Source organism: Zobellella sp. An-6, assembly GCF_052487945.1.
In genome coordinates, this window is record NZ_CP199259.1 from 539,429 (window position 1) to 564,287 (window position 24,859).

Below are 24,859 nucleotides of genomic sequence, written 5' to 3' on the forward strand. Positions count from 1 at the left end.
GAGGCCGGGGGAGGATCGCCACCGCCAGCTTCTGACCCGCAACGCCTACAGCCGCTGGCGCCGCTCGCTCAGGTAGCGCATCCGGTACAGCCGCCAGTCGCCGCCGGCCCGGTGACACAGGCCGTAGCGGAAGCTGGCCGGCAGGGCGGGCCAGTCGTAGCGCAGATCGCTGAACCAGACACAGCGTTCGGCCTCATGCCGTTCCAGCCGGTACAGGTAGGGATAGCGGGCGAAGTCGCGAAAGGGCCGCAACGCCGGGTGCCGCCAGGCCTGCGCCACCTCCGCCTGCCAGTCCGGGTCGGCGCTGCTCGGGCCATAGGGCTGCCAGCGGGCTCCGGGTCCGGCCTGGTAGCCCTGTTGCCAGCCGGGGTAGCCGAGCCGGGAGGAGACCAGGACGGCGACGGGATCCGGCGCCAGCCGCAGGTAGAGCGACCGTTGCCGGTGGGGGTCGATCAACTGCCAGTACAGGGGGGAAAAGGGCTGGGGAATGGCCACGGGCGCGCCGCCCTGGTAGAGGGCCAGTTGCTTGAGTCCGAACAGCAGGCCCAGGTAGGCGAGTGGCGGCAGCAGGACGACTCGCCGCCCCGGCCGCCGGTACAGCACCGCCAGGCAAAGGCCCAGCAGCAGGGTGAAGTAGCCGTCGATCACGAACAGCAGGTCGGCGCTGAAGCGGACCGCGCTCAGGGGGGAGAGCAACTGGGTGCCGTAACCGGTGAGGGCATCGAGCAGGTCGTGGGAGAGGATGCCGATAAACAGGAGCAGGAACAGCTCGCGGCACCGGGCACGCAGGGCCGGGTGCAGCCGCAGCACCAGGGCCAGCAGGCCGGCCCAGAGCGGCGCCAGCAGCAGGGAGTGGGTCGGCCCCTGGTGCCAGTAGGCGAGGAACTCCAGCGGCCACCGGGGGAAGAGCGCGTAGTCGATGTCGGGGAAGAGGCCGCCCAGGGCGCCCACTCCCAGCCGCTGGCCAGGGCCCAGGGGGCAGCGACGCGGTGAGGGCAGTTGTGCCAGGGTGGCGCCGAGCAGGGCGTGGGTCAGGCCGTCCATGGCCGCTCAGCACCGGGGGCAGAGCCGGGTAAACCGTTCGAGCAGGCCGCGCAGCAGGGTGCGGGTGGTGTTGAGGTTGTCGCTGCCGTCCACCAGGAAGCTGGCGACGGCGGTGAGGTAGATGGAGGTGAGGGTGAGCTCCCCCAGGATGCGGCCGAGGCCGGTCGGCCGCCACTGGGCGGCCTCGATGAACCACTGCACGGTGCGGCTGACCCGGGTGATGCCGTGGGCCTGCAGGTGGAAGTGGCCCGGCTCCAGCTTGTAGGCCAGCATGTCCCTTACCAGCGGCCGGTAGGGCGCCAGGTAGTCCAGCCAGGCCATGATGCGGATCAGCAACCGCTCCGCCAGGGCTTCGTCCTCGTCCGGGGGCAGGCCCAGCATGGCGGCGTCGGCCCGGTCGAACAGGGCCTCGGCCAGGTCGTCCTTGGAGCGGAAATGGCGGGCGATCTCGGCCAGGCTCAGTTCCCTGGCGTCGGCCAGCGCCTGCAGGCTGAAGGCTTCCCAGGAGCCGTGCAGGGCGAGGTGCAGGGCGGCGTCGAGAATGGCGTCGTGCTCGGCGGAAAAGGTCGACATGGGCGTGTCCGCGTTAGGGTGGCAACTGCCTACAGTATAGCCGCCCGGCACGTCCTCTTTGGGAGGACAACGGAGCGGCCGATGGGGCTCAGGGCAGGGCGGCCTGCGGATCCAGGTTGAGCTCCCGCACCTCGGCGGTGGCCAGGGGCTTGAGCTCCCGGTGGCGGCCCAGGGGCAGCCCCTGGGCCAGGCTCAGCAGGATTTGCAGGGTATCGCCGTGGCTCACCAGCAGCAGGGTCTGGTCCCGGTGTTGCTGCTCCAGCTGCGCGATCAGCCGCCAGCCGCGTTCGGCCACCTGGTTCAGGCTTTCGACCCCGGCGTAATGGTGATCCGGGCTCAGCTCGTCCTGCTGCCACACGTCCGGGTAGCGCAGGTCCGGGCCGCCGTCCAGCGCGCCGAAGAAGCGCTCGCGCAGGGCGGCGTCCTCGTTCAGGGGACAGAGGAAGCGGGCGGCGGCCAACTCGGCGGTTTCCCGGGCGCGGGCGAAGGGCGAGCTGAGGATGCGATCCGGCCGGGGAAAGGGCCAGTTCGCCAGGGTGCAGGCCACCTGTTGCCGACCCTGGGGGGAGAGGCCGTAGCCGGCCTCGCCCTGCCTGGGATGGCTGATGATGAGATGGGCCTGGTTGGCCAGGCTGTGGCCGTGGCGCAGCACCAGATAGCGATTGTTCAGGGTCATTACAGCAACCTCTTGCGAATCTGTACCACCAGCCATTCGGCCAGCAGCACCACCACCAGTATGCTCACCAGTACCGTTGCCACTCGTTCCCACATGAACAGGTTCATGGCGTCGCTCAGCACCACCCCTATGCCGCCGGCGCCCACCAGCCCCAGCACCGCCGACTCGCGCACGTTAATGTCCCAGCGGAACAGCACTATGCTGAAGAAGGCCGGCATCACCTGGGGCCAGTAGCCCTTGAGCAGCACGCTGGCGGTGGAGGCGCCGGTGGCGCGCAGCGCCTCGATGGAGCCCATGTTGATCTCCTCGATGGCCTCGGCCAGCAGCTTGCCGACGAAGCCCACCGAGCGCAGGGCCACCGCCAGCACCCCGGCGATCACCCCAGGGCCGAACACCGCCACGAACAGCAGCGCCCATACCAGGGAGTTGACCGAGCGGGAAGAGACCAGGAAGAAGCGGGCCAGCCAGTTCAGCCAGGGCGAGGCCACCACGTTGCGGGCGTTGAGCAGCGCCAGCGGCACCGCCAGCAGCAGGCACAGCAGGGTGCCCAGGGTGGCGATGTGCAGGGTCTCCATCAGGGCCGCATGGATGGTGGTCGGGTAGGCGGCCCATTCCAGCGGCCACATGCGGGCGAACATGTCCGCCATCTGGGCCGGGGCGTCGAACAGGAACTCGGGGATCACCTCCACGGTGCGCACCGACACCAGGAAGGCGGCCACCACCACCAGGTAGACCAGATAGCGGCTAAGGCGCTGCAGCGGGGTGAAGCGCTGCCAGTGACGTTGGGACTGGGACATGGGCGATTGCTCCATCGACGGGGTGTGGCTGCTCATTGGAAGATCCTCCGAACCGCGTTGGACAGGGCCTCGCCCACCAGGATCAGGGCGATGATGGTGAGCAGGATGGCGGTGACGAAGTCGTAGTCGAAGCGCTGGAAGGCGGCGAACAGGGTGCCGCCCAGGCCGCCGGCGCCGACCAGGCCGACCATGGTGGAGTTGCGCAGGTTGGAGTCGAGCTGGTAAGTGGAAAAGCCGATAAAGCGGGAAAACACCTGGGGCAGTACCGCGAACAGGATGACGCTGACGAAGCCGGCGCCGGTGGCGCGGATGGCTTCCACCTGTTTGAGCGAGATCTCCTCTATGGCCTCGGCGAACAGCTTGGCGATAAAGCCCACCGAGGCCACCACCAGGGTGAGGATGCCGGCCAGGGCGCCGAAACCCACCGCCTTGACGAAGAGGATGGCGATGATCACCGGGTGGAAGGTGCGGCACACGGCGATCAGTATCCGTGCCGGCGAGCTTACCAGGGCGGGCATCAGGTTGCGGGCGGCGAACAGGCCCACGAACAGGGAAATGAAGATGCCGGCCACGCTGGCGATCACCGCGATTTGCAGGCTTTCGAGCAGATCGTGCAGCAGGATTTCCCAGCGGTCGAAGTTGGGCGGGAACATGCGGCCCAGCAGGCGGCTGCCGTGGCCCAGCCCCTCGAGGAAACGGGCCCAGTTGAGATCCATGGCGCCGACACCGTACACCACGTAGGCGGCCAGGGCCAGCCAGCCGAAGCGGAGGGCCCAGCTTTGCCGGAAGGGGTTGGATCGGGTTACACCAGCCATGATTCCCCCCCGTAGATCTGCTTGAGATGGGCGTCGGTGATACCGGCGGGATCGCCGTCGTACACCACCTGGCCGCCGCTCATGCCGATCATGCGCCGGGCGAAGCGCTGGGCCAGCTTGACGTCGTGGATATTGACCAGGGTGGGAATGCCCTGGCTGGCGGCCAGGGTGTCCATCAGCTCCATGATCTCCACCGCCGTCTTGGGATCGAGCGACGAGGTGGGCTCGTCCGCCAGCAGGATATAGGGGGCCTGCATCAGGGCGCGGGCGATGCCCACCCGCTGGCGCTGGCCGCCGGACAGGCTGTCGGCCCGCTGCATGGCGAAGTCGGCCAGGCCCACTTGCTCCAGCAGCTCGAAGGCCCGCGCCAGATCCTCCCGGGCGAAGTTTCTGCGCCAGGCCTGCCAGGCGCTCATGTAGCCGAGTCGGCCGGTGAGCACGTTTTCCAGTACCGTCAGCCGCTCCACCAGGTTGTATTCCTGGAACACCATGCCGATATGGCGGCGCAGCCGGCGCAGCTCCTTGCCCCTAGCTGCCGCCAGATCCGCCTGCCGGAACAGGATCTGGCCCTGGCTCGGGGTGATCAGCCGGTTGATGCAGCGCAGCAGGGTGCTCTTGCCGGTGCCGGAGGGACCTATGATGGCGATGATGCCGGGTTCGGTGATGTCGATGTCGATCTGGCGCAGTATCGGCTTGCCCGGGGTGTAGGCGTGGCTGAGCTGCTTGATCTGCAGATAGGAGGTGGTCATCGCGTTCTTCCTTGCTGATTATCGGGTTGTTCGGGCAATGGCTGTCCGCAGGCTGTGCCCGCAGGCACAGCCGTGGTAACGCCGTTATGGGTTAAACGGGATGGCGGTTACTGTTGGGCCTGTTGCGCCAGGGCTTCGGCCCGTTGCTTGGCGGCTTCGGCGGCTTCCTTCTCCGCCAGTTGCTGCAGGCCGTTCTTGGTGTAGGCGGTGCCGGTGGCGTGGGCGATGTCGCGGATGATCTGCCAGTCTTCCTTGTAGGTGATGGGGTAGAAGCGATCGGCGCCGCCGAAGGTCTCCTGCATCTCGGCCGGGAAGCGGTAGCTGTCGAAGGCGTCCTTGATCCTGGCCACCAGATCCGGGTGCAGATCGTGGGCATAGCCGAAGGCGGAGGTGGGGAAACGGGCGCTGGTGTAGATGGTGCGGAAGTCCTCGCCCTTGACCCGGCCGGCCTCGACCATGCGGTCGTAGACGTCGGAGGCCACGGGGGCGGCGTCGTAGTCGCCGGACAGCACGCCCATTACCGACTGGTCGTGTTTGCCGGAATAGACCACCTTGTAGTCTTCGTCCGGGGTCAGGCCGATCAGCGGGAACAGGGCGCGGGGCGCCAGGTTGCCGGAGTTGGAGGACACGGCGGTGTGGGCCACTGTCTTGCCTTTCACGTCGTCCATGGTCTGGATGTCGCTGTCGGCGCGTACCAGCATCACCAGGTTGTAGCCCTGGAAGGCTTCCTCGGTGCCCTTGACGGCGATGGGCACATAGCCGGCCAGGTTGACCGCGTAGCCGGTGGGGCCGGTGGAGAAGCCGGCGATATGCAGCCGGCCGGAGCGCATGGCCTCGACCTGGGCCGAGTTGGAGTGCACCGAGTAGTAGATCACCTTCTTGCCGGTTTTTTCCGCCAGGTAGTTCTGGAAGTCGGCGAAGGCATCGCGGTAGACGGCGGGATCCTCCACCGGGGTATAGGTGAACACCAGGGTGCCCGGATCCTTCCACTGCTTGGGATCGGCGGGGGTGTCGGCCACCATGTCGCCGTTGCTGTCGCAGTACATGTCGTCGAGCACGCCGCGGGGGCAGTCCTGGGCCTGGGCGGCGACGCCGAAGCCGAGCAGGGCGGAGGCCAGCAGGCCGGTGAGCAGGTTTTTGGTCATGGTTTTCGTCCTTATCTTGTCGATTATTCCGTATGGGCGGTGCCCGGTGTTGCCCTTTCCTTAAGGCAATATGGGTGCCAATGTTTTTAATCTTTTATTTTCAATGAATTAACTTTTCATTTTTGGTTTGATAACCGGCTTTGGGACATCCCTGTCCCGCCGGTTTTGTTAAAAAGGGACAGGGCTGTCCCTTGCCGCGACCGGGATCCCGCTACGAGTCGCGGCCATCAATCCCCGTCACCTCCGCGAAGGCGGAGGTCCATGTCAGACGGCACTGGGCTCCCGCCTTCGCGGGAGTGACAGACAACGCAGCCCCCCAATGCCGTGGCAGGCGAGTTGTCAATCGTGTGATGGACAACAACTATCACAGGGGTCACTTCGCCTGCCGTTCCAAAAAGGCGACGGCCCTGTCGGGGAAGTCGGTAAAGACCCCGTCCACCCTGGCCTGGTTGTAGAAGACGTCGAGCAACTGCTCGAAGTTTTCGGCGTAGGCGGGCAGCCGGCCTTGGTCCAGGCGCAGGGTGTAGGGATGTACTTCCAGACCGGCTTCCCGGGCCCGGGCCGCCAGGCCGGTCAGCTCGATGTTGCCGGGGGTGGAGCCGTCGGCCACCACCATCGGCATCCAGGGGCCGATACCGTCCGCGTGGCGGGCCAGGGTGGCCATGGCGTCGGGCTTGAACAGCCAGTCGTAGTCATAGGGGATCCACTGGCCCTGGTCGTCCTGCTCGAAGGTTTCGTTCCAGTCGGTATGGGCCAGCAGCATCACCAGCTTGATGTCCATGCCGTATTCCGGCAGCAACTGCTCCTTGATGCGCTTGAGTTCGTTGTAGTCGAAGGTCTGCAGGTAGACCTTGCTGTCCCGCCCGGTGTAGCCGTAGCGCTTGAGCACCTCCAGGGTGGCGCGGGCGATGTCCTTGCCGTGCTGGTGGTGCAGCCAGGGCGCCTTGATCTCCGGGTAGATGCCGATGTCGTAGCCGAGGCTCTTGTTGAGGCCCTGGATCAGCTCGATTTCCTCCTCGAAGGTGGGAATGCGAAAGCTGGACTGCCACAGGGGGAAACGCCCGGGATAGACGGCGCTCTGTTTGCCGTCTTCGTCCTGGTTGAACACCTCGGTGGCCTGCAGCTGACGGATCTCGTCCAGGGTGAAGTCGATGGCGTAGTAGCGGCCGTCTTCCCGGGCGCGGCCGGGGAAGCGTTCGGCCACGTCGCTGACCCGGTCCAGGTAGTGATCGTGCAGTACCACCAGGCGATCATCCTTGGTCATCACCAGGTCCTGCTCCAGGTAATGGGGCTTCATGGCGTAGGCCAGGGCCTTGGCCGCCAGGGTATGCTCCGGCAGGTAGCCGGAGGCGCCCCGGTGGGCCACGACGATCTGCTCGGCCTGCAGCCAGGGGGAGCACAGCAGGGTGGTGGCCAGCAGGCCGCTCAGCAGGGGTTTGGTCATGAGGTCAGTCCTTCATCGTTGATTGAGTCCATAGGTGAATGCCCGTTTGGGCCCACTCCCTATGGCAAAATCGATGCCACGATTTTTTCTTTTTATATTTCATTATGTTATTAAATCGTGATGACAGGCGAGGAGGACTTTGGGACAGGGTTGTCCCAAAGTCCGGGGAGGCTCAGCCGCGGTAGTCCCATTTGTCCAACTGGTACTTCTTCATTTTGCGGTAAAGGGTCTTGCGGGTCAGGTTGAGGTGTTCGGCCGCCTTGTTGATCTGGCCCTGGTGGCGGCGCAGGCTGTCCATGATCAGCCGGCGCTCGTAGCCTTCGAGCTGTTGTTCGAAGTCGGCGTCGCCGTCACCGTCGGAGGTCGGCTCGGGCTGGTCCAGGTTCAGCCCTTCGCCGGCCACCCCCAGCACGAAGCGCTCGGCCACGTTGCGCAGCTCGCGCACGTTGCCGGGCCAGTCGTGTTGCTCCAGGCGGGCGAGCTGGCTGGGCCTGAGGCCGGGCAGGGGCCGCTGGTATTTGTCCGCCGCCTGCCGGGTGTGGAACCGGAACAGCTCGGCCAGATCCTCCTTGCGTTCGCGCAGCGGCGGCAGGTGCAGGCAGGCCACGTTGAGCCGGTAGTAAAGGTCGGCGCGAAAGCGGCCCTGTTCGCTGAGTTCGGCCAGATCCGCCTTGCTGGCGGCGATCACCGTGATCCGTACCGGTATGGGTGTGGTGCCGCCGACCCGCTCTATGGTCCGCTCCTGCAGCACCCGCAGCAGGCGGATCTGCGCCGCCAGGGGCATGCTTTCGATCTCGTCCAGGAACAGGGTGCCGCCGTGGGCCACCTCTATCTTGCCGATGTGGCGGCGCTGGGCACCGGTGAAGGCCCCGGCCTCGTGGCCGAACAGCTCGCTCTCCAGCAGGTGTTCGGGCATGGCACCGCAGTTGATGGCCACGAAGCGCTGGTCCCGGCGCGGGCTGGCGTCGTGCAGGGCGCGGGCCGACACGTCCTTGCCGGTGCCGGTCTCGCCGTAGATCAGGGTATCGACCTGGGCCGCGGCCAGCACCCGGATCTGCTCCCGCAGCCGCTGCATGGGGGCCGACTGGCCGAGCAGGGTGCGGGCCAGGGGATCCTCGCCCTCGGGCAACGACTGCGGTTGCAGGCTCAGTCGGCGCTGCGCCATGGCGCTGTGCAACCGCTCCAGCAGCGCCTCGGGTTGCAGGGGTTTTTCCAGGAAGTCATAGGCGCCCTCCTTCATCGCCTGGATCGCCATGGGGATGTCGCCGTGGCCGCTCATCAGGATCACCGGCAGCTCCCTGTCCCTGGCCTGCACCCGTTGCAGCAGCTCGAGGCCGTCCAGCCCCGGCATGCGCACGTCGGTGAGCAGCACCGCCTCGCGCCCCGGCCTCAGCTCGGCCAGGGCGCGGCGGGGATCGGCGTAGGCCCGCACCCGGAAGCCCTCGAGCTCCAGCATTTCGGTCAGGCTGTCCCTGACCATGGCTTCATCGTCGATCAGCAGTATTTCCATGTTATGCCCTGTTGAAACGCAGGTTGAAGGTGGTGCCCCGGTCGGGGATGGAGCTCAGGCGGATCTGGCCACCCAGGTCCTGCATGATGTTGTAGCTGATGGCCAGGCCCAGCCCCAGGCCCTTGCCCGGGGCCTTGGTGGTGTAGTAGGGGTCGAAGATCTGCTCCAGCCGTTCGGGGGGAATGCCGCAGCCGTTGTCCTCCAGGCAGAGCTGCACCTGATCCCGGTACTGCCGCCAGTGGATGCGCACTTCGGGAGACGGCCGCCCCTCCAACGCGTCGAGGGCGTTGCCGAGCAGGTTGACCAGCACCTGCTCCAGGCGGATGGCCTCGGCCTGCACCAGGGTGTCGGCATCTCCTGCGATGCTTAGGGTCACCCCGCGCCACCGGGGCTGCAGCAGCTCGACCGCCGCTTCCACCACCGCCGCCAAGGCCACCGGCGACAGCTGGCCGTCGGCCTTGCGGGCGAAGCTGCGCAGGTGGCGGGTGATGGTACCGGCCTTGTCCAGCAACTGACGCAGTTTGCCCAGGCCCTGTTCGGCCTTGTCCGCTTCGTTGCGGGCCAGGTAGCGGCCCACCGAATGCAACTGGATGCTCATGGCGTTGAGCGGCTGGTTGATCTCGTGGGTGATGGCCACGCTGAGCTGGCCCAGGGCGGCGAGCTTGCCGGCCTGGATCAGCTCTTCCTGGGTCAGGCGCAGCTGGCGCTCGGCATGGAGCCGGTCCTCGATTTCCCGGGCCAGCCGGCGGCGGGCCTGCTCGGCCGCCAGTGCCGTCTGCTGGAAGTGGCGCAGATCCCTGGCCATGTCGGCCACTTCATCCCGGCCGCGAGTGCTGACGGGCGTGTCCAGCCGGCCGCTGGCGATGGCGCGCATGTCGTGCTGCAGCCGGATGATGCGGGCCAGCACGTTGCGGCTGACGTAGAGCCAGGAGATAGCGGCCACCAGCAGCAGGCTGAGCAGGGACAACAGCAGGGTGGCGTGGCTGGTGCGGGCCAGGGTGTGGGCCGAGCGGGCGATATCGTCGTCCACCTGGCGGTTGGCCGTCTCGCTGTAGTGGGCTATCTGGGTGGCGAGCTGACGCACGTGGCGCTGACTGTTGGCCACCAGGAACTGCTCCTGGTAACGCAGGTCCAGCTCTTCGTTCTTTAGCCGGAACAGCGGCCCTTCCCGGGACACCAGTTCCCGCAGCAGGGCCAGGGAGCGGCGTTCGTCGTCGGGCAGATCCCGGCCCAGGCCGTCCAGCTCGCCGGCCATCTGCTCCAGCCGCAGGAAGGTGTAGTCCAGCTCGTTGAAACTGGTGTCGTTGGCGATCTTTTCCGCCAGGGCGGCCAGGTAGTTGATGATGGGCAGCATGGCGGCCAGCTCCGGCGAGGGCGAGGCCGCCTGGCGGGCGAGCAGGCTGTCGCCGAGCCGGCGGTAGAGCGGGTGGATCAGCTGGCGTTGCCGCTGGCTTTCCCCGGCCAGCTGTTCCCGCCGGGCCACGGTGGCGTCGAGCAGGGCGATACTGTTGCGGATCTGGCCGGTGATCTCGATGAAGTAGCGGTTGTAATCCGGCAGGTGGCGCATCCAGTCTTCCATGCCGTTCAGCGCCAGTTCCAGCCCCTGGCGGGCCCGCTCCCGCTCCGCGCGGGACTCGGCGCTGACCAGCTGCGGCACCATGGCCACCACCTGCCGGCTCTGGTCGTTGAGGCGGGAGGCGGCATAGAGCCCCCCTATGCTGGTTTCCCGCAGCTGTTGCAGACGGGCTTCCAGCTCGCCGTTGCTGCGCCAGGAGAGCCCCGCCGCCAGTAGGGTAATGGCCGCCAGCAGCAGAAAGGCCAGCAGCAGCCGTCCGCCGATGCCGAGTCTGAATGGATGCACGGTGCCCCTGCCCCTGGATAACTGGTTCGATGTTGAATGATTGTTATAACGCCTGGGCGATGGTCGGACCAATAGCGGGGAGGGCAAAGCGGGAGCTTGCTCACGTCACCATAAAAAACCCCGCCTGGCGGCGGGGTGGAAAAGGCTAACGGAGCCTGAAAAGGGTTATTGCTGGGTGCTGCTCAGGGTCTTGCCCTGCTCGGTCCAGAACTTCTTGGCGCCGTCGTGCAGCGGGGTCACGATGCCGAGGATGCCGTCTTCCACCGTCATGGCCTCGGCGGCCTGGGACACGGAGTACATAAACTGCAGCCCTTCTTCGGAATAGATCTCCTTCAGGCTGTCGTAGACCCGGTCTTCGGACAGGTGACGGCCGGCCACCCAGAGGGCGGAGTCCTGAATGGTAACCACGTCGTAGTCCACGCCCGGGTAGGTGCCGGCGGGAATGGTGACGGTGGCGTAGTAGGGGTGATCATTGAACAGGGTGCCCTTCTCGGCGGCCTCGTTCACCTGCAGCAGGCGCACCTTGTTGCTGGAGGCGGCCTGGATCACCGAGGCGTTGGGGAAGCCGGCGAATACCCAGAGGGCGTCGATCTGGCGATCCCCCAGGGCGGAGGCGCCCTGGTTGTAACCGATGTACTGGGGCGTGATCTTGTCCCACAGCCCCACTCCTTCGAAGAAGCGCTGGGCGGAAGCGGCGGCGCCGGAGCCGGCCGGGCCCACGGCCACGTTCTTGCCGGCCAGCTGGGAAACGTCGGTGATGCCGGAGCCGTCCAGCACGATCAGGTGGGCCGGGGCGCCGTACAGGTAGGAGATGGCCTGGGCGTTGCGGTACTGGCGGGTGTCGTTGGTCAGCTTGCCCTGCAGGCCCAGGTACATGTCGCCGGAATAGACGATGCCGAAGTCGGCGTCACGGGAGTTGACCCGGCGCAGGTTTTCCACCGAGCCGGCGGACGCCATGTTGGATACTTCCACTCCTTCCATGGTGCGCGACAGCCGGGTGGCGATGCCGTTGGAGAAGTACTGGAAGGTGCCGCCATCCGGGCCGCCGGAGAAGGCCAGGCGCTCGGTCTGGGCCTGGGCCGCGGCGTTCATGCCGAAGGTGGCCACGGCGGCCAGGGTCAGGGAGGCCAGCGCCTTGGAGGGTTTGAACAGTTGCTTCAACATCATGGTTGTTTCCTCTTTGTTATGGTTTCTCGGGATCTTCCTGCGAGAAGGGGGAGCGGGCCTCTCAGCCGCGCTCGGGTACGGTTAATACGGGAATCGTGGACCTGCGGATCAGCCGCTCGGTGGTGGAGCCGACCAGCAGCTTTTCCACCCCGCTGCGGCCGTGGGTGCCCATCACGATGAGGTCGGCGCCGAGGGCCGTGGCCTGGGCCAGGATCTCCTCGGCGGCCGGACCCAGCACCACGTCCGTGGTCAGCTCGCCTTCGAAATCGGCGAAGAAGCGCTGCACGAAGTCGTGCATGTCGGCCATCGCCTGGGTCTTGACCTCCCGGGCGAACTCCTCCATCAGGCCGACGGGAATACCGCGCCAGTGCCGGTCCTGCAGCTCGGTGATCACGTGCAGCAGGTGCAGGCGGGCACCGTGTAGCCCGGTCAGCTGGCCGGCCAGCTCGGCGGCGTGGGCCGAGCCTTGGGAGAAGTCGGTGGCGTAAACGATCAGATTAATCTGGGCCATGGTGGCCTCCTCAGCTGATATTGGAGTGGTTGACCTTGACCGCTGGGGCGGTGCTGCCTTCCCGCTGCAGCCACCACACCAGGGCGATCACCGCCAGGCCGGCGATATCGGAGAGGAAGGTCGGCCAGTACAGCAGCAGGGTGCCCGCGCCCAGCAGCAGCCATTCATACAGCTTGGTCCTGCGGCGCAGGTAGCCCATGGAGAAGGCGCCGAAGGCGATGGTGCCCAGGGTGGCGGAGACGAAGGCGGTGATGATCTCCAGGGTGGTGCCGTCGAGCAGCATGGCCGGCACATAGGCGAACAGCAGCGGCATCACGTACAGCATCTTGGCGAACTTGAACGAGGTCCAGCCGGTCTTCCAGGGGTCCGAGCCGGCGATGGCGGCGCCCGCATAGGCGGCCACGCACACCGGCGGGGTGATGTTGGAGTCCTGGGACAGCCAGTAGACGATCATGTGGGCGGCGATGGCCGAGACCCCGAACTCGCCCAGGGCCGGCACCGCCAGCACGGCGACGATCAGGTAGGCGGCGGTGACCGGCACGCCCATGCCCAGCACCAGGGAGGCGATGGCCACCAGCACCAGGGCCAGGAACAGGCTGTCACCGGCCATGGAGATGATGAGGTCGGAGAACTTGAGGCCCATGCCGGTGAGCGAGATGGTGCCGACGATGACGCCGATCACGCCGATGGTGGCGCCCACGATCAGGGTGTTGCGCGCGCCCACCTGGATGGCATCCCAGATCTCCCTGGGTCCCATGCGGGTTTCCTTGTTGACCCAGCTCACCGCGATGCAGGACAGGGTGGCCCAGAAGGCGGAGTTGCCGGCGGAGCGGCCGGTGAGCAGCAGCACCGTGATGATCACCAGCGGCAGGGCGTAGTACCAGCCGGCCTTGAACACCGTCTTCCAGTGGGGGATTTCCTCGCCCTGGATGCCCACCAGGCCGTGCTTCTTGGCCTCGAAGTGCACCATGCAGTACACCGCCAGGAAGTAGAGGATGGCGGGCCCGATGGACAGGATCATGATGGTGGAATAGGGGGTGCCGGTGAGTTCGGCCATCAGGAAGCCGCCCGCACCCATGATGGGGGGCAGGAACATGCCGCCGATGGAGGCGGCGGGCTCGATGGCGCCGGCCACGTGGGGCTTGAAGCCCGCCCGCTTCATCATCGGGATGGTGAAGGCGCCGGAGGACACGGTGTTGGCGATGGCGGAGCCGGACACCGAGCCGAACAGGGCGGAGGAGATCACCGCCACCTTGGCCGGGCCGCCGGTGGAGCGGCCGGCCAGGGCCAGGGGCAGGTCGATGAAGAACTTGCCGGCGCCGGACTTCTGCAGGAAGGCGCCGAAGAAGATGAACAGGATGACGTAGGTGGCCAGTACGCTGGCCATGACCCCGAACACCCCGTTGGTGGTGAGGAACAGGGCGGTGGCCAGGCGCTCGAAGCGGAAGCCCCGGTGGGCGAACAGCTCCGGCAGGTAGGGCCCGAACAGGGCGAAGGCGATCATGCCCACCCCGATCAGGGTGATGGACCAGCCCAGCACCCGGCGGCAGATCTCGAGCGACAGCAGCAGGCCGACGATGCTGATCAGCATGTCCACCTCATTCTCGGCCCCGGCCCGGTAGTTGAGTGCCTCGAACTGGCTGATCCAGTAGATGACGGTGCCGGCCACCATCAGCGCCAGTATCACATCGCTGGCGGTGGGGCTGTTGTGGTTGCGCTTGTTCAGCCACTGATCCAGCGGCAGCAGCACGGCGGCGAAGGGCAGCACCAGCCACAGGCTGTAGTGCAGCTTGTCCAGATCCTGGGCGATGGCCGTGGCCAGGCCGTCGTATTCCCAGGTTTCCCGGAACAGGGTGAGCTGCTGGTAGAAGGCGGTGGGCGAGTCGTAGATCAGGAAGCAACTGACCAACACCGACAGCAGGGCCGCGCTGATCAGCGACAGGCCGCCGTGGGCGGTGCGGCTGCCGGCGGGGTAGAGCAGGAACACCAGGACGAAGGTGATCAGGACGTACACGCCCAGGTGGTACTCGGTGCTGAGGGCGGCCACCCCGGCGCCGTAGAAGTAAATGGCGACCATGGCGGCGGCCAGGGCGGCCACCAGCCAGGCCCAGGGCCCGGTGAGCTTGCGCTCGGTCTTGGCGTCTTTTTCCATCAGCTCCTTGAGCTTCTTGCGCTCTTCGGGGCTGAGGCTGTCGAGCTGCTGTTCTTCGTTTGACATGGTTTACCTCTGTTTTTGCTCCGGCCCTGGCGGACCGGTCGGCTTTCCCTGCCACTGTTCACGTTCTGTAACCGGAAGGTGATCAGGCTGGCGTTGCTGTTAACATGTGATTTGCAAAAAAGAGACCAACTTTATGTGATTGCCCTGAAATGGTGCCATGGCGTTACATTCACACTACAAGAGCAGACATGGTGGTTAACTTTTACCCTTTCCATAGGATGAAAATGGGTGGAAATCCGCCATTTGTCGAATGATGGTGGGTGCTTTTCCCCCCATGTCACGATCGCCGCATGATTGAACCGGGAAAATATCGTTCAGATGGCAGGAAAAAAGGGAGATTAGCCGGGGAAATGGTGTCTTGGTTTGTCTGGAGACGGAGCTGGGCAAGCGCAAGGCGACTCGCTCAATGCGGTCTCGTCGGGTGAGGTGACACCATTATTCCGCAAGGCATGCATCCATGGGCGGATTTCCACCCATGGGCCCGGGAGCAAACGAAATGGTGCCGGGTATAGTAACGGGCATTATCGATCAGCCCTGCTCGGCCTTATAGTCGTTCTTGTCCAGGCCGTGCTTTTTCATCTTGTCGTACAGGGTCTTGCGCGGCAGCCGCAGACTCTCAAGGGTGTCCTTGATGGAGCCGCCGTGGCGGGCCAGCTCGGCCTGGATCAGGGTCTTTTCGAAGTGATCGACCCGGGCGGCCAGCCCCAGGGTGGTGCTGGGCTCTTCGTCGAGGATCGGCTTGTCGTCGAAGTCGAAGGTGCAGGCCTCGCCCAGCAGCACGTAGCGTTCCGCCAGGTTGCGCAGCTCGCGCACGTTGCCCGGCCAGTCGTGGCTCATCAGGCTGTGGATTCGCTCCGCGGAGAGCGGGGGAATTTCCCGCTCGTAGAGGGCGGAGGCGAGCAGGGCGAAGTGCTGGAACAGCATGGGGATGTCCTGGGCCCGGGCCCGCAGCGGCGGGATGTCGATGCGCACCACGTTCAGCCGGTAGTAGAGGTCTTCCCGGAATTCCCCGGCTTCCGCCTGCACCCGCAGGTCCGCCTTGGTGGCGGCGATGATGCGAATATCGAGCGGGATCAGGGTATTGGAGCCGAGCCGTTCGATGGCGCGCTCTTCCAGCACCCGCAGCAGCTTGATCTGCAGGCTGATGGGCATGCTCTCGATCTCGTCGAGGAAGAGGGTGCCGCCCTGGGCGTGCTCGAACTTGCCGATGCGCCGCTCCTTGGCATCGGTAAAGGCACCCTTCTCGTGGCCAAACAGTTCCGACTCGATCAGGCTCTCGGGCATGCCGCCGCAGTTGATGGCCACGAAGTTGCGCTCCCGGCGCGGGCTGTGCTCGTGGATATAGCGGGCCAGCAGATCCTTGCCGGTGCCGGTTTCGCCCATCAGCAGCACGTCGGCCGGGGTTTCCGCCACCGCCTGCACCAGCCGGCGCAGCTGCTTGATGGCCTGGGTGTTGCCGATGATGCGCGGGCCGGGGGCGCTCTGGGCCTGCAGCTCCTGGCGCAGCTGGCGGTTTTCCAGGGTCAGGGCCCGCTTCTCCTGGGCACGGTGCACCACGTCCAGCAGCAGGTCGGCGGAGAAGGGTTTTTCGATAAAGTCGTAGGCGCCGTTGCGGATGGCGCTGACCGCCATGGAGATGTCGCCGAAGCCGGTGATCAGGATCACCGGAATGTCCGCGTCCACCTGCCGGACCTGCTGCAGCAGCTCCAGCCCGGTCATGCCCGGCATGTTGATGTCGGTGATCAGCACCCCGGCAAAATCCCGGTCGATCAGGGCCAGGGCCTGCCCGGCATTGGCCAGGGCGATGACTTGGTAGTCTTCCAGCTCCAGGGTCTGGCCGGCCGACAGCCGGACATGGGGATCGTCGTCCACCAGGATGACGGTGTGTTCGCTGTTCATCGGGGCTCCTGTTCGTGCTCTCGGGTCCGTTTCAGGGTCAGGGTGAAGAGGGCGCCGCCGTCGGGGTGGTTGCGTGCTTCCAGCCGGCCGCCCAGGCTCTGGACGATGCGGTGGGAGATGGACAGCCCCAGCCCCAGGCCGGCGGACTTGGTGGTGTAGAACGGCTCGAAGATGTGTTCCAGGGTGTGCTCCGCCAGGCCGGGGCCACGATCCCGCAGGGTCAGCTGCACCTCCTCGTCGGTGGCGCTCAGGCCCACCTCGATGCGGGGGGACGGCTGACCGGCCATGGCCTGCAGGGCGTTGCTGATCAGGTTCACCAGCACCTGCTCCAGCCGGCCGATATCGCCGCACACCCAGACCCGCTCCAGATCCCGGGGCCAGTCGATGCGGGCGCCCTGCTGCTCCAACTGGCTGCCCATGATCACCATGACTCCCTGGCGCAGGTGCTGCAGGTTGACGCTCTGTCTGAGATCGCCGTTCTGGCGGGCGAATTCCCGTAGCGGCTGCAGTATGGTGGCCATGCGCCCGGCCAGGCCGGCGATCTCCTCCAGGTTGGTGGCTACCGACCCGGCCTTGCCCCGCTCCAGCAGCTTGCGACCGTTGTCCGCATAGTGACGGATGGCGGTGAGCGGCTGGCTCAGCTCATGGTTGATGCCGGCGGAAAGCTGCCCCAGCACCGCCAGCTTCGCGGTCTGGATCAGCTGGTTCTGGGTCTGGTGGTGCTGCTCCATCTCCTGCTGCAGCCGCCGGTTGGCTTCGGTCAGCTCGCGAGTGCGCTGTTCGACCCGCAGCTCCAGGGCCCCGTGGGCCCGTTGCAGTTCGGCCTCGTAGCGTTTCTTCAGTCGGTGCCGGGCCACCAGGAACAGCGCCAGGGCGGCGACCACCAGGTAGAAGGTGAGCCCCACCGCCAGGGTGCGGAAAACGCTGGCCTCCAGCGGGCGCAGGCTGGCCAGCACCGCCACCCTCATGCCCGCCTCGGGCAGCAGCCGGCTGACCAGCAGGTAGTGGCCGGTCGGCCGTGGATCCAGGCCATCGGACTGGGGCGGCTGATCGATCAGGGTGAGCAGCAGGTCGCCCTGGTCCGAGGCCTCCCGCCGCACTATGTCGAGGGGCAGCAGGGGCGCGCTGCCGTAGCGCTGGCTGACTCTGATGCGGGCGACATCCTCCTCGGACAGCAGGCCGGTCAGCGCCGGTGGCCGGCCTGCTGCCAGGGCCGGCACCGGGCGCAGGGTGTGGTTGCCGTACTGGCGGCTGGCCAGGATCTGTTCGGGCTCCGGCAACTGGCCCAGGGTGCGGAAGCGCCAGTGGGCGCGGGTGGAGATGAAGATGACCCCGTCCTCGTCCATCACCAGTATGTCCTGCAGCGGGTCGCTCCAGTCTTCCTCCACGTCTTCCAGGTCCACCTTGACCACGGTCACCCCGATGATCTCTTCGCCCTGCATCACCGGGTGGGAGAAGAAGTAACCCCGCACCCGGGAGGTGTTGCCCAGGGCGAAATAACGGCCGGGTCCGCCTTCCATCGCCTGCTGGAAGTAGGGACGGAAGCTGTAGTCGTTGCCGGTGAAGGGACGGGGCTGGTCCCAGTTGCTGGCGGCCAGGGTGATGCCGTTGGTGGCGATCAGGTAACTGTCGGTGGCGCCCATGGTGTTGTTGACCCAGGCCAGGTAACGATTGGCCTGGTCGGTTTTGTGCGGATTGTCCGGATCCTGCAGCAGGGCGATCAGCTGCTGCTGGCTGGCCAGCAGCCGGGGCAAATCCTTGTGCCGGTCGAGCTGGTGCTGCAGGCTCAGGATATAGCGGTTGAGGTTGGCGTCGGCCTGCTCACGGATCTGGGCCATGGCCTGCTGGCGGGCGGTGTTGTACAGCAGGTGGGCGAGCAGGGCCATGCCCAGCAAGAGCAGCAGTAGCAACAGGTTTCGCCTGCCGGTGCCGGCAGCGGAGAGGGTGGCATAGGTTCGTTTCATTCCCGACCATTATGCGCCCAGGGAAGACGGATGGGAATCCGTCCCGTGGCCGGACTTGAGTCGGGGCCGCCATTGGGGCGACAATGGCCTTTTCCCCGGGAACCGTACCCATGGCATTTCGCATCCGCTACCACTACCGCAAGCAACAGAAAGAAATCGGCTACGCCAACGACAAGCATCACAGCCTCTACGACGCCATCGCCGCGGCCGAAGGACTCAACCTGGCCGAATTCCACCGCATGGAAGCCCAGCTCGCCAATATCAGCCGCAACGACAAGAAGACCCTGAAGGAATTTCGCGAGGAATACTTCCGCAAGCTCGGCTTCAGCCAGGTCACCATTTTCCGCGAAGAATAAAGGCCAGCCGCGGGCTACACTATTTGGCCCATTTGGCCTTGATATCCCGGGGGGCCTGCTCCAGGGCGTGCAGCAGCGCCTCGGGGCTGTCCGCCACCAGCAGCAGGCGGCGGTAGTCCGGGTGCACGAAGCCCTGGGCGATGGCGTGATCCACGAAGGTCAGCAGGGGATCGTAAAAACCGTCGATATTGAGCAGTCCCACGGGTTTCTGGTGGAAGCCGAGTTGGGCCCAGGTCAGGGCCTCGAACAATTCCTCGAAGGTGCCGAAGCCGCCGGGCAGGGCGACAAAGGCGTCCGCCAGCTCGGCCATACGCGCCTTGCGGCTGTGCATGTCCGGCACCACTTCCAGGCTGGTCAGGCCGGGATGACCCAGCTCGGCGTCGACCAGGCTCTCGGGGATGACCCCGTGCACCCGCCCCTTGGCCGCCAGGGCGGCATCGGCCACCGTGCCCATCAGGCCGACGGCGCCGCCGCCGTAGACCAGGGCGAGATCCCGGTCGGCCAGCAGGGCACCCAGGGCTTCGGCCTGCTGTCGGTAGAGGGGGCTGCTCCCCTGGCTGGAGCCGCAATATACACATACTGAAGAAAGGCGCATCTTGTTGTTCCCGTGGTTGTTTGAACCTTGTTGTTATACCGCCGGCCGGCAAGGGCTGGCCTCGCGGGCGCAACATTATACAAAACAAGATGTTATTAAACAGCTCGGGGCGGCTCCCTTTTCCTGCCGGGACGGAAAGCGCGTGGACAGTGCCGAATGGCTTTGCCATTATAGGCGGGGATAAAAACAGCTAACGGACTATCTGTGGATCAAATTCAGACCTTTTTCGGCTATCACCAGGCCTTGATGCGGCTGCAGCAAGGCCGGGACTTCGGCGGACGGGACAAGCGTGGCAAACTGGAAGCCCTGAGCGCCCTCTGCGGCGAGTTGCTCGGCGTGGACGAGGTCAGTGTCTGGACCACCTGTATCAGCGGCAACAGCCTGAACCGGGTCTTGTCCTATCGTCGGGGAGGAGGGCTCGACAGCAGCCCCCGCAACCTGAGCCGGGAGCAGCTGGGCGACTATTTTTCCGCCCTGTCCGCCGCCGAAATCATCAGCGTCGAGGAGGTCTCCTCGGATCCGCGTACCCGCAGCTTCAGTCACTGTGAGGCGGACGGCGGTGGCGTCGCCTCCCTGCTGGATGCGCCCATCTTCGACGGTTGCCGGCTCGGTGGCGTGATCTCCCTGGCGGCCGGGCAGCGGCGTCGCTGGAGCCTGGCCGACATCGCCTTCGTCACCGCCATCGCCGACAGCATCAGCCTGATCAACTCCCACGAGGCCTGGCTGAACAGCCGCAAAGAGCTCGATTATGTGACCCACCATGACGACTTCACCGGTCTGTTGAACCAGCGTGCCCTGCGCAACCATATCAAGCGGCTGATCGAGCAGGGCGGTAAGGTCTTTCCCGAGCCTTTCGCCCTGCTGTGGATCGATATCGACCGGCTCAATGCCATCAACAACGGCATGGGGCTGCACGTGGGCAACGAGGTGGTGAGCGAGATCGCGGCCCGGCTGCGGGGCATGCTGCTGCCGGGCAAGGAACTGGTGGCGCGGGTGGGGGGAGACGAGTTCGCCATGCTGTACCGCTTCCCCAAGGACGTGGGCACCATGCACGAGGCGGTGGATGCCATCCTGGACACCATCGCCCATCCCATCCGGGTGGGCGAACAGAAGATCCAGGTCAGCGCCAGCATCGGCATTTCCTTCTTTCCCTACGACGGGGACGATACCGCCACCCTGATCCGCCACAGCGAATCGGCCATGTACCATGCCAAGGCCAGTGGCCGGCGCCAGGCCCAGTATTTCAACCAGGATATTTCCGCCTCGGCCAAGGCCCGCTTCCTGCTGGAAGGACAGTTGGCCGAGGCCATCGCCAACGACGGCCTGAGCGTGCTCTACCAGCCGATAATGGCCAACGACGGCCGGCGCCTGGTGGGGGCCGAAGCCCTGGTACGCTGGCGGCACGAGAGTCTGGGCTTTATGTCGCCGGCGGAGTTCCTGCCCCTGGCCTACGAGGCGGGCCTCATTGCGGCACTGGATCAGTGGGTGCTGGAACGGGTATGCAGGGACATTCAGGAGTCCCGTCGGCTTGAGGCGGCGTTGCCGCCGGTGGCGGTCAACCTGTCGGCGGATGCCATCATGGATCCCTCCCTGCCCGACAGGGTCTGGGATATGCTCGAACGATACCAGGTGATGGGGGAACAACTGGAGCTGGAGGTGATCGAGGACGCCATCAAGGGCGACTCCAAGGTCCTGCGCCAGACCCTGGAAGAGCTGGTGCGCATGGGTATCAAGCTGTCCATCGACGACTTCGGTACCGGTTACTCCTCGTTGTTCCGGCTCAAGAGCCTGCCCTTTACCAAGCTGAAAATCGATCGCTCCTTCATCAACGACCTGCCCCGGGATGTGGACGACTGCGCCATCACCCTGTCCATCCTCGGCCTGGCCCGGGGGCTGGGGCTGGAGGTGGTGGCCGAAGGGGTGGAGAACCGGGAGCAGGAAGCCTGGCTGCAGGAGCAGGGCTGCGATTACCTGCAGGGGTTCAAATACCACCGGCCGATGAGTATCGAACGACTGCGTGAGCTGCTGGTTCCGGCCTGAGAATGGGGACGGTGGCGGGAAAAATGTTTCGCGGGATGGCCGGTTGGAATCAATTTACAGCCTCTTCCGGCTTCCTGTAGAATCCGGCTCGCACAATTTTTCCTCTTCTTGCGTGGTGATATGACGACAGCGGACCAAGGTTCAGATGATGCCAACGATGTGGGCACCCGGCTCAAGGCGGTCCGCCTGCTGCGCAATATCTCCCAGCGGGAGCTGGCCAAGCGCACCGGTGTGACCCACTCCAGCCTGTCGCTGATCGAGCAGGGCAAGGTCAGCCCCTCGGTCAGTTCGCTGAAGAAGATCCTCGACGGCATTCCCATCACGGTGGGCGAGTTCTTCACCCTGGACTTGCAGAACACCGATCAGATCTTCTATACCGCCGACGAGCTGCAGGACGTGGGCACCGGCAGTCTGTCGCTCAAGCTGGTGGGCTACAATCGCAAGAACAGGGCCATGTCCTTTATCATCGAAACCTATCCGCCCGGGGTGGATACCGGCCACGACATGATGGCCTACCGGGGTGAGGAAGCCGGGGTGGTGATCGAGGGCGAAGTGGAGCTGATCGTCGGCGCCCAGTGCCGGCTGCTGAAGGAAGGGGACAGCTACTATTTCTCCACCACCCAGCCCCACCGTTTCCGCAATATCAGCGACCAGCCCTGCCGGATCGTCAGCTGCTCCACCCCGGCCAAGCATTTCTGACTGCCAAGAGGGCGCCGCCCGGGCGCCCTCAACCTTAAGAACCTGTTCAAAGTCTGCTGCGCGTCGGCCCTGCTGCGTTAAAAACAGGCTCGGAATGCTCATTTACAGCTCGTAAACTCCGCTTCCTCGCCTGTTTTTGCCTTGCATGGCTCTAGCTCGCGAGACGTTGAACAGGCTCTAAGACACCGCTTTCTGCTCCTTCACCGCCCTGGCCGCGCCGGGCAAGGGCCCCCGGTAGAGCACCAGGCCGACGCCCAGCAGGAAGGCGCTGCACGACACCCACTGGGCGGCGGACAGCCGCTCGCCGTAGATGAGGTAGCCGCCGGCCAGCGCGAATACCGACACCAGCAGGGTAAGCGGCGCCATCTGGCTCATCGGATATTTGAGCAGCATCTTGTTCCACACCCAGTAGCCGAACAGGGTGGTGGGGTAGGCCTGGAACAGCACCGAGATCCAGGCCTCGGCGTTCCACTGCCGGTAGGTGATCTCAAGCACCTCCACCCCGTTGAACAGCACACTCAGGCCGATCAGCGGCAGCGGCGCGAACAGCATGCCCCAGATGTTGAAGGCGAAGGGCGAGCGGGTGCCCGACTGGCGCACCATGACCCCGGCCAGCGGCCAGCAAATCGCGGAGATCAGGATAAAGGCCACCCCCGCCGGGGTCACGTTGCCGTTGGTGTAGAGGATGGACACCACCAGGCCCACCAGCGCCATCCCCATGCCGAACCACATGCGCGGGGAGATGATCTCCTTGTAGAGCAGCACCCCCACCAGCACAGTGGTCAGCACGTCGAGCTGCAGCAGCACCGACGCCATGCCCGACGACAGGCCGAAGGTGATGGCGCACGAGGCCATGCCCCAGATGCCGGTGCCGAACAGCAGGCCGTAGCCCATCAGGTAGCGCCAGGGCACCTTGGGCCGGCGAATAAAGAAAATGATGGGAAAGGTGGCGCAGGCGAAGCGCGCCGCCGCGATCAACAGCGGATCCATCCCGGTGACCCCGAGCTTGATCATCGAAAAGTTGAATCCCCAAATCGCCATCACCGATACGATAAGCAATAAATCCCGACCCTGCATAGCTCCCGTTCCCCCTGTTGATATGTGACGGAGCCAGTGTCGCTTGCGGGCAGAAATCGGTACAGATACAATTTTTGGAAATTTAATGGGTACAGATGAGGTGGGCATGGCGAAATACCGGGAGCTGGCGGAGAAATTCATCGGCGACATCCGGGCGGGCAGGCTCGCTGCCGGCGATCGCCTGCTGTCGCTGCGGCAGTTCGCCCGGCAGCAGGGGGTCAGCCTGTCTACCGCCGTCAGTTGTTACGCCGAGCTGGAGTCCCTCGGCTGGCTGGAGGCAAGGCCCAAGGCGGGTTTCTTCGTCGCGCCGCGCCGCCCCGCCACCCAAGGGCCCGAATGGACGTCGTTCGAAAGCCGGCTCGCCACCCCCGTGGTACCCTATCGCCACCCCGCCACCCTGAGCGGCCCCCTGGGCACCTCGCGCCTGTCCTTGGAAGAGGCCAGCCGGGCCGCCTTGGAGCGCAGCTTCCGCCGGGCCATGCGGGCGGCCGGCGAACGCCTCGATCGCTATCCGGCGCCGCAGGGGGAGGCGGCGCTGCGCGAGGCCCTGGCCGGCCACTTCGGCCAGTGCGGCTTCGCGATGGATGCGGACGAGCTGGTGATCGGCCACGGCTGCATGGACGCGGTGAAGACCGCGCTCGAGGTCTGTACCCGGCCCGGCGACGCCGTCGCCATCAGCTCGCCCTGTTACAACGGCCTGCTGGAGGTGCTGGCGCAGCTGTCATTGCGCATCGTGGAAATTCCGTCGCTGGAAGACGGCATCGACCTGGCGCAGCTGGAACACCACCTGCGGCTCGGCACCGTGCAGGCGGGGCTGTTCTGTACCACCCACATGAATCCCCAGGGCATCACCATGTCGGTGGCGCAGAAGCGGCGGCTGGCGCAGCTGGCCAACCGCTACCGGGTGCCGGTGATCGAGGACGATGTCTACCTCGAGCTGGCGCACCACCCGCATGTGCCGCTGCCGGCCGCCTACCATGACGAGGGCGGCTTCGTGATCTGGTGCGGCTCCCTGTCCAAGACATTGTCGCCCAGCTATCGCCTGGGCTGGTGCCGGCCGGGCCGCTATTTCCGGCCCTATGTGCAGCGGGCGCTGGGGGTGCCGACCCTGATGCAGCTGGCGCTGGCCGATTTTATCGACAGCGGCGCCTACGCCCGCCATCTCAGGCGTACTCGTGACCGGCTGGCCCGGCACAAGCCGCTGTATCTCGACTACCTGGTCCGCCACCTGCCCGAAGGGTGCCGCATCAGCCAGCCCGATGGCGGCCTGGTGCTGTGGATCCAGGTGCCGGGGCTGGACGGCGACGCCCTCGGCCGGGCGGCGGAACGGGCGGAGCTGGATATCCGCACCGGCACGCTGTTCACCGCCTCCGACCGCTATCGGGACTGCCTGCGCATCAATATCGGCTTTCCCTTCGAGGAGCCGGTGCAACGGGAGCTGCAGGCGCTCTGCGGGTTAATCGGCAAGATGGCCGGACCTGCATGAAGTGTCTTTGGTCGGCCTCCTCGGGCATGGCAGGCAACCCGGCCATCATACTCAGGGCTCCATGACGGGGCCCACAGACTGCTGACAAACCTTCGTATTACTCTGTGGTCACTCCCGCGAAGGCGGGAGTCCAGTGCTCTATGTCATGGATCTCCGCCTTCGCGGAGATGACCATGGTTAAACGGCTGCGACAAAGGGAAATACCTGGAGAAAAAACAGGGGTTGGACTGTTT

21 protein-coding genes are annotated in these 24,859 nt (G+C 65.6%); 4 read left to right on the forward strand and 17 right to left on the reverse strand.

Annotated elements, in window-relative coordinates; all coding sequences use genetic code 11:
* Positions 1-45 precede the first annotated feature (45 nt).
* The 15 genes from ACT7DK_RS02425 to ACT7DK_RS02495 form a co-directional block, all read right to left on the reverse strand.
* The gene (locus ACT7DK_RS02425; RefSeq protein ID WP_445395981.1) at positions 46-1,044 is read right to left on the reverse strand and encodes a metal-dependent hydrolase; all 999 of its coding nucleotides are present in this window, start codon (positions 1,042-1,044) and stop codon (positions 46-48) included.
* Between the two features lie 6 nt (positions 1,045-1,050).
* Entirely contained in the window at positions 1,051-1,617 is a 567-nt protein-coding gene (locus ACT7DK_RS02430) for a TetR/AcrR family transcriptional regulator (protein ID WP_445395983.1), read from the reverse strand.
* Positions 1,618-1,705: 88 nt separating this feature from the next.
* Positions 1,706-2,293 carry a histidine phosphatase family protein gene (locus ACT7DK_RS02435; RefSeq protein ID WP_445395985.1) on the reverse strand — a complete coding sequence of 196 codons (588 nt, stop codon included), beginning with the start codon at positions 2,291-2,293 and terminating at the stop codon, positions 1,706-1,708.
* Positions 2,293-3,126, reverse strand: a complete 834-nt coding sequence (gene phnE / locus ACT7DK_RS02440; protein ID WP_445395987.1) for a phosphonate ABC transporter, permease protein PhnE — start codon at positions 3,124-3,126, stop codon at positions 2,293-2,295. Before phnE (ACT7DK_RS02440) ends, ACT7DK_RS02435 begins: the two co-directional genes overlap by 1 nt.
* Entirely contained in the window at positions 3,123-3,905 is a 783-nt protein-coding gene (gene phnE, locus ACT7DK_RS02445) for a phosphonate ABC transporter, permease protein PhnE (protein WP_445395989.1), read from the reverse strand. Before phnE (ACT7DK_RS02445) ends, phnE (ACT7DK_RS02440) begins: the two co-directional genes overlap by 4 nt.
* A complete protein-coding gene (gene phnC / locus ACT7DK_RS02450) occupies positions 3,893-4,654 on the reverse strand; it encodes a phosphonate ABC transporter ATP-binding protein (protein ID WP_445395991.1) in 762 nt (253 codons plus the stop codon). The genes phnE (ACT7DK_RS02445) and phnC overlap by 13 nt, the downstream gene beginning before the upstream one ends.
* A 107-nt stretch (positions 4,655-4,761) precedes the next feature.
* Positions 4,762-5,799: a phosphate/phosphite/phosphonate ABC transporter substrate-binding protein gene (phnD, locus tag ACT7DK_RS02455; protein WP_445395993.1), complete on the reverse strand. Its 1,038-nt coding sequence runs from the start codon at positions 5,797-5,799 to the stop codon at positions 4,762-4,764.
* A gap of 373 nt (positions 5,800-6,172) precedes the next feature.
* Positions 6,173-7,243 carry a glycerophosphodiester phosphodiesterase gene (gene glpQ, locus ACT7DK_RS02460; RefSeq protein ID WP_445395995.1) on the reverse strand — a complete coding sequence of 357 codons (1,071 nt, stop codon included), beginning with the start codon at positions 7,241-7,243 and terminating at the stop codon, positions 6,173-6,175.
* Positions 7,244-7,415: 172 nt separating this feature from the next.
* The gene (locus ACT7DK_RS02465; protein ID WP_445395997.1) at positions 7,416-8,753 is read right to left on the reverse strand and encodes a sigma-54-dependent transcriptional regulator; all 1,338 of its coding nucleotides are present in this window, start codon (positions 8,751-8,753) and stop codon (positions 7,416-7,418) included.
* 1 nt (position 8,754) lies between these two features.
* Positions 8,755-10,614, reverse strand: a complete 1,860-nt coding sequence (locus ACT7DK_RS02470; RefSeq protein ID WP_445395999.1) for an ATP-binding protein — start codon at positions 10,612-10,614, stop codon at positions 8,755-8,757.
* Positions 10,615-10,779: 165 nt separating this feature from the next.
* The gene (locus ACT7DK_RS02475) at positions 10,780-11,781 is read right to left on the reverse strand and encodes a TAXI family TRAP transporter solute-binding subunit (protein ID WP_445396001.1); all 1,002 of its coding nucleotides are present in this window, start codon (positions 11,779-11,781) and stop codon (positions 10,780-10,782) included.
* Positions 11,782-11,842: 61 nt separating this feature from the next.
* On the reverse strand, positions 11,843-12,292 hold the full coding sequence (locus tag ACT7DK_RS02480; protein ID WP_445396003.1) for a universal stress protein: 450 nt from the start codon (positions 12,290-12,292) through the stop codon (positions 11,843-11,845).
* A 10-nt stretch (positions 12,293-12,302) separates the two neighbouring features.
* Positions 12,303-14,510 carry a TRAP transporter permease gene (locus ACT7DK_RS02485; protein WP_445396005.1) on the reverse strand — a complete coding sequence of 736 codons (2,208 nt, stop codon included), beginning with the start codon at positions 14,508-14,510 and terminating at the stop codon, positions 12,303-12,305.
* Positions 14,511-15,038: 528 nt separating this feature from the next.
* Complete coding sequence (locus tag ACT7DK_RS02490; RefSeq protein WP_445396007.1) at positions 15,039-16,409, reverse strand: sigma-54-dependent transcriptional regulator; 1,371 nt, start codon at positions 16,407-16,409, stop codon at positions 15,039-15,041.
* Positions 16,406-18,373 carry a sensor histidine kinase gene (locus tag ACT7DK_RS02495; RefSeq protein ID WP_445396009.1) on the reverse strand — a complete coding sequence of 656 codons (1,968 nt, stop codon included), beginning with the start codon at positions 18,371-18,373 and terminating at the stop codon, positions 16,406-16,408. Before ACT7DK_RS02495 ends, ACT7DK_RS02490 begins: the two co-directional genes overlap by 4 nt.
* Before the next feature lie 110 nt (positions 18,374-18,483).
* Here ACT7DK_RS02495 and ACT7DK_RS02500 point away from each other — a divergent pair, with 110 nt between their 5' ends.
* Entirely contained in the window at positions 18,484-18,729 is a 246-nt protein-coding gene (locus tag ACT7DK_RS02500; RefSeq protein WP_445396011.1) for a DUF2960 domain-containing protein, read from the forward strand.
* A gap of 19 nt (positions 18,730-18,748) precedes the next feature.
* On the opposite strand, the gene ACT7DK_RS02505 is transcribed toward ACT7DK_RS02500, so the two are convergent.
* Positions 18,749-19,324: an LOG family protein gene (locus ACT7DK_RS02505; RefSeq protein WP_445396013.1), complete on the reverse strand. Its 576-nt coding sequence runs from the start codon at positions 19,322-19,324 to the stop codon at positions 18,749-18,751.
* Positions 19,325-19,528: 204 nt separating this feature from the next.
* On the opposite strand from ACT7DK_RS02505, the gene ACT7DK_RS02510 reads away from it, so the two are divergent.
* Together ACT7DK_RS02510 and ACT7DK_RS02515 are read left to right on the forward strand one after the other, a co-directional pair.
* Positions 19,529-21,364 carry a sensor domain-containing phosphodiesterase gene (locus ACT7DK_RS02510; protein ID WP_445396015.1) on the forward strand — a complete coding sequence of 612 codons (1,836 nt, stop codon included), beginning with the start codon at positions 19,529-19,531 and terminating at the stop codon, positions 21,362-21,364.
* A 120-nt stretch (positions 21,365-21,484) separates the two neighbouring features.
* The gene (locus tag ACT7DK_RS02515) at positions 21,485-22,063 is read left to right on the forward strand and encodes a cupin domain-containing protein (RefSeq protein ID WP_445396018.1); all 579 of its coding nucleotides are present in this window, start codon (positions 21,485-21,487) and stop codon (positions 22,061-22,063) included.
* Positions 22,064-22,240: 177 nt separating this feature from the next.
* Here ACT7DK_RS02515 and ACT7DK_RS02520 read toward each other — a convergent pair whose 3' ends face one another.
* On the reverse strand, positions 22,241-23,290 hold the full coding sequence (locus ACT7DK_RS02520) for an EamA family transporter (protein ID WP_445396020.1): 1,050 nt from the start codon (positions 23,288-23,290) through the stop codon (positions 22,241-22,243).
* Here ACT7DK_RS02520 and ACT7DK_RS02525 point away from each other — a divergent pair.
* Positions 23,226-24,626 (forward strand): aminotransferase-like domain-containing protein, encoded by a 1,401-nt coding sequence (locus tag ACT7DK_RS02525; RefSeq protein WP_445396022.1) that lies wholly within the window; start codon positions 23,226-23,228, stop codon positions 24,624-24,626. The genes ACT7DK_RS02520 and ACT7DK_RS02525 overlap by 65 nt on opposite strands.
* Positions 24,627-24,859 lie beyond the last annotated feature (233 nt).

Bases quoted from the DNA above. Each gene is read 5' to 3' on its own strand.
- ACT7DK_RS02520 (WP_445396020.1), bottom strand. From the start codon at position 23,290: ATGTCGCCGATGAATTTCTCCGCCAGCTCCCGGTATTTCGCCATGCCC.
- ACT7DK_RS02430 (WP_445395983.1), bottom strand. From the start codon at position 1,617: ATGTCGACCTTTTCCGCCGAGCACGACGCCATTCTCGACGCCGCCCTG.
- phnE (WP_445395989.1), bottom strand. From the start codon at position 3,905: ATGGCTGGTGTAACCCGATCCAACCCCTTCCGGCAAAGCTGGGCCCTC.
- ACT7DK_RS02465 (WP_445395997.1), bottom strand. From the start codon at position 8,753: ATGGAAATACTGCTGATCGACGATGAAGCCATGGTCAGGGACAGCCTG.
- ACT7DK_RS02475 (WP_445396001.1), bottom strand. From the start codon at position 11,781: ATGATGTTGAAGCAACTGTTCAAACCCTCCAAGGCGCTGGCCTCCCTG.
- ACT7DK_RS02495 (WP_445396009.1), bottom strand. From the start codon at position 18,373: ATGAAACGAACCTATGCCACCCTCTCCGCTGCCGGCACCGGCAGGCGA.
- ACT7DK_RS02505 (WP_445396013.1), bottom strand. From the start codon at position 19,324: ATGCGCCTTTCTTCAGTATGTGTATATTGCGGCTCCAGCCAGGGGAGC.
- phnC (WP_445395991.1), bottom strand. From the start codon at position 4,654: ATGACCACCTCCTATCTGCAGATCAAGCAGCTCAGCCACGCCTACACC.
- ACT7DK_RS02490 (WP_445396007.1), bottom strand. From the start codon at position 16,409: ATGAACAGCGAACACACCGTCATCCTGGTGGACGACGATCCCCATGTC.
- ACT7DK_RS02435 (WP_445395985.1), bottom strand. From the start codon at position 2,293: ATGACCCTGAACAATCGCTATCTGGTGCTGCGCCACGGCCACAGCCTG.
- ACT7DK_RS02515 (WP_445396018.1), top strand. From the start codon at position 21,485: ATGACGACAGCGGACCAAGGTTCAGATGATGCCAACGATGTGGGCACC.
- phnE (WP_445395987.1), bottom strand. From the start codon at position 3,126: ATGAGCAGCCACACCCCGTCGATGGAGCAATCGCCCATGTCCCAGTCC.
- ACT7DK_RS02485 (WP_445396005.1), bottom strand. From the start codon at position 14,510: ATGTCAAACGAAGAACAGCAGCTCGACAGCCTCAGCCCCGAAGAGCGC.
- glpQ (WP_445395995.1), bottom strand. From the start codon at position 7,243: ATGACCAAACCCCTGCTGAGCGGCCTGCTGGCCACCACCCTGCTGTGC.
- ACT7DK_RS02480 (WP_445396003.1), bottom strand. From the start codon at position 12,292: ATGGCCCAGATTAATCTGATCGTTTACGCCACCGACTTCTCCCAAGGC.
- ACT7DK_RS02425 (WP_445395981.1), bottom strand. From the start codon at position 1,044: ATGGACGGCCTGACCCACGCCCTGCTCGGCGCCACCCTGGCACAACTG.
- phnD (WP_445395993.1), bottom strand. From the start codon at position 5,799: ATGACCAAAAACCTGCTCACCGGCCTGCTGGCCTCCGCCCTGCTCGGC.
- ACT7DK_RS02500 (WP_445396011.1), top strand. From the start codon at position 18,484: ATGGCATTTCGCATCCGCTACCACTACCGCAAGCAACAGAAAGAAATC.
- ACT7DK_RS02525 (WP_445396022.1), top strand. From the start codon at position 23,226: ATGGGTACAGATGAGGTGGGCATGGCGAAATACCGGGAGCTGGCGGAG.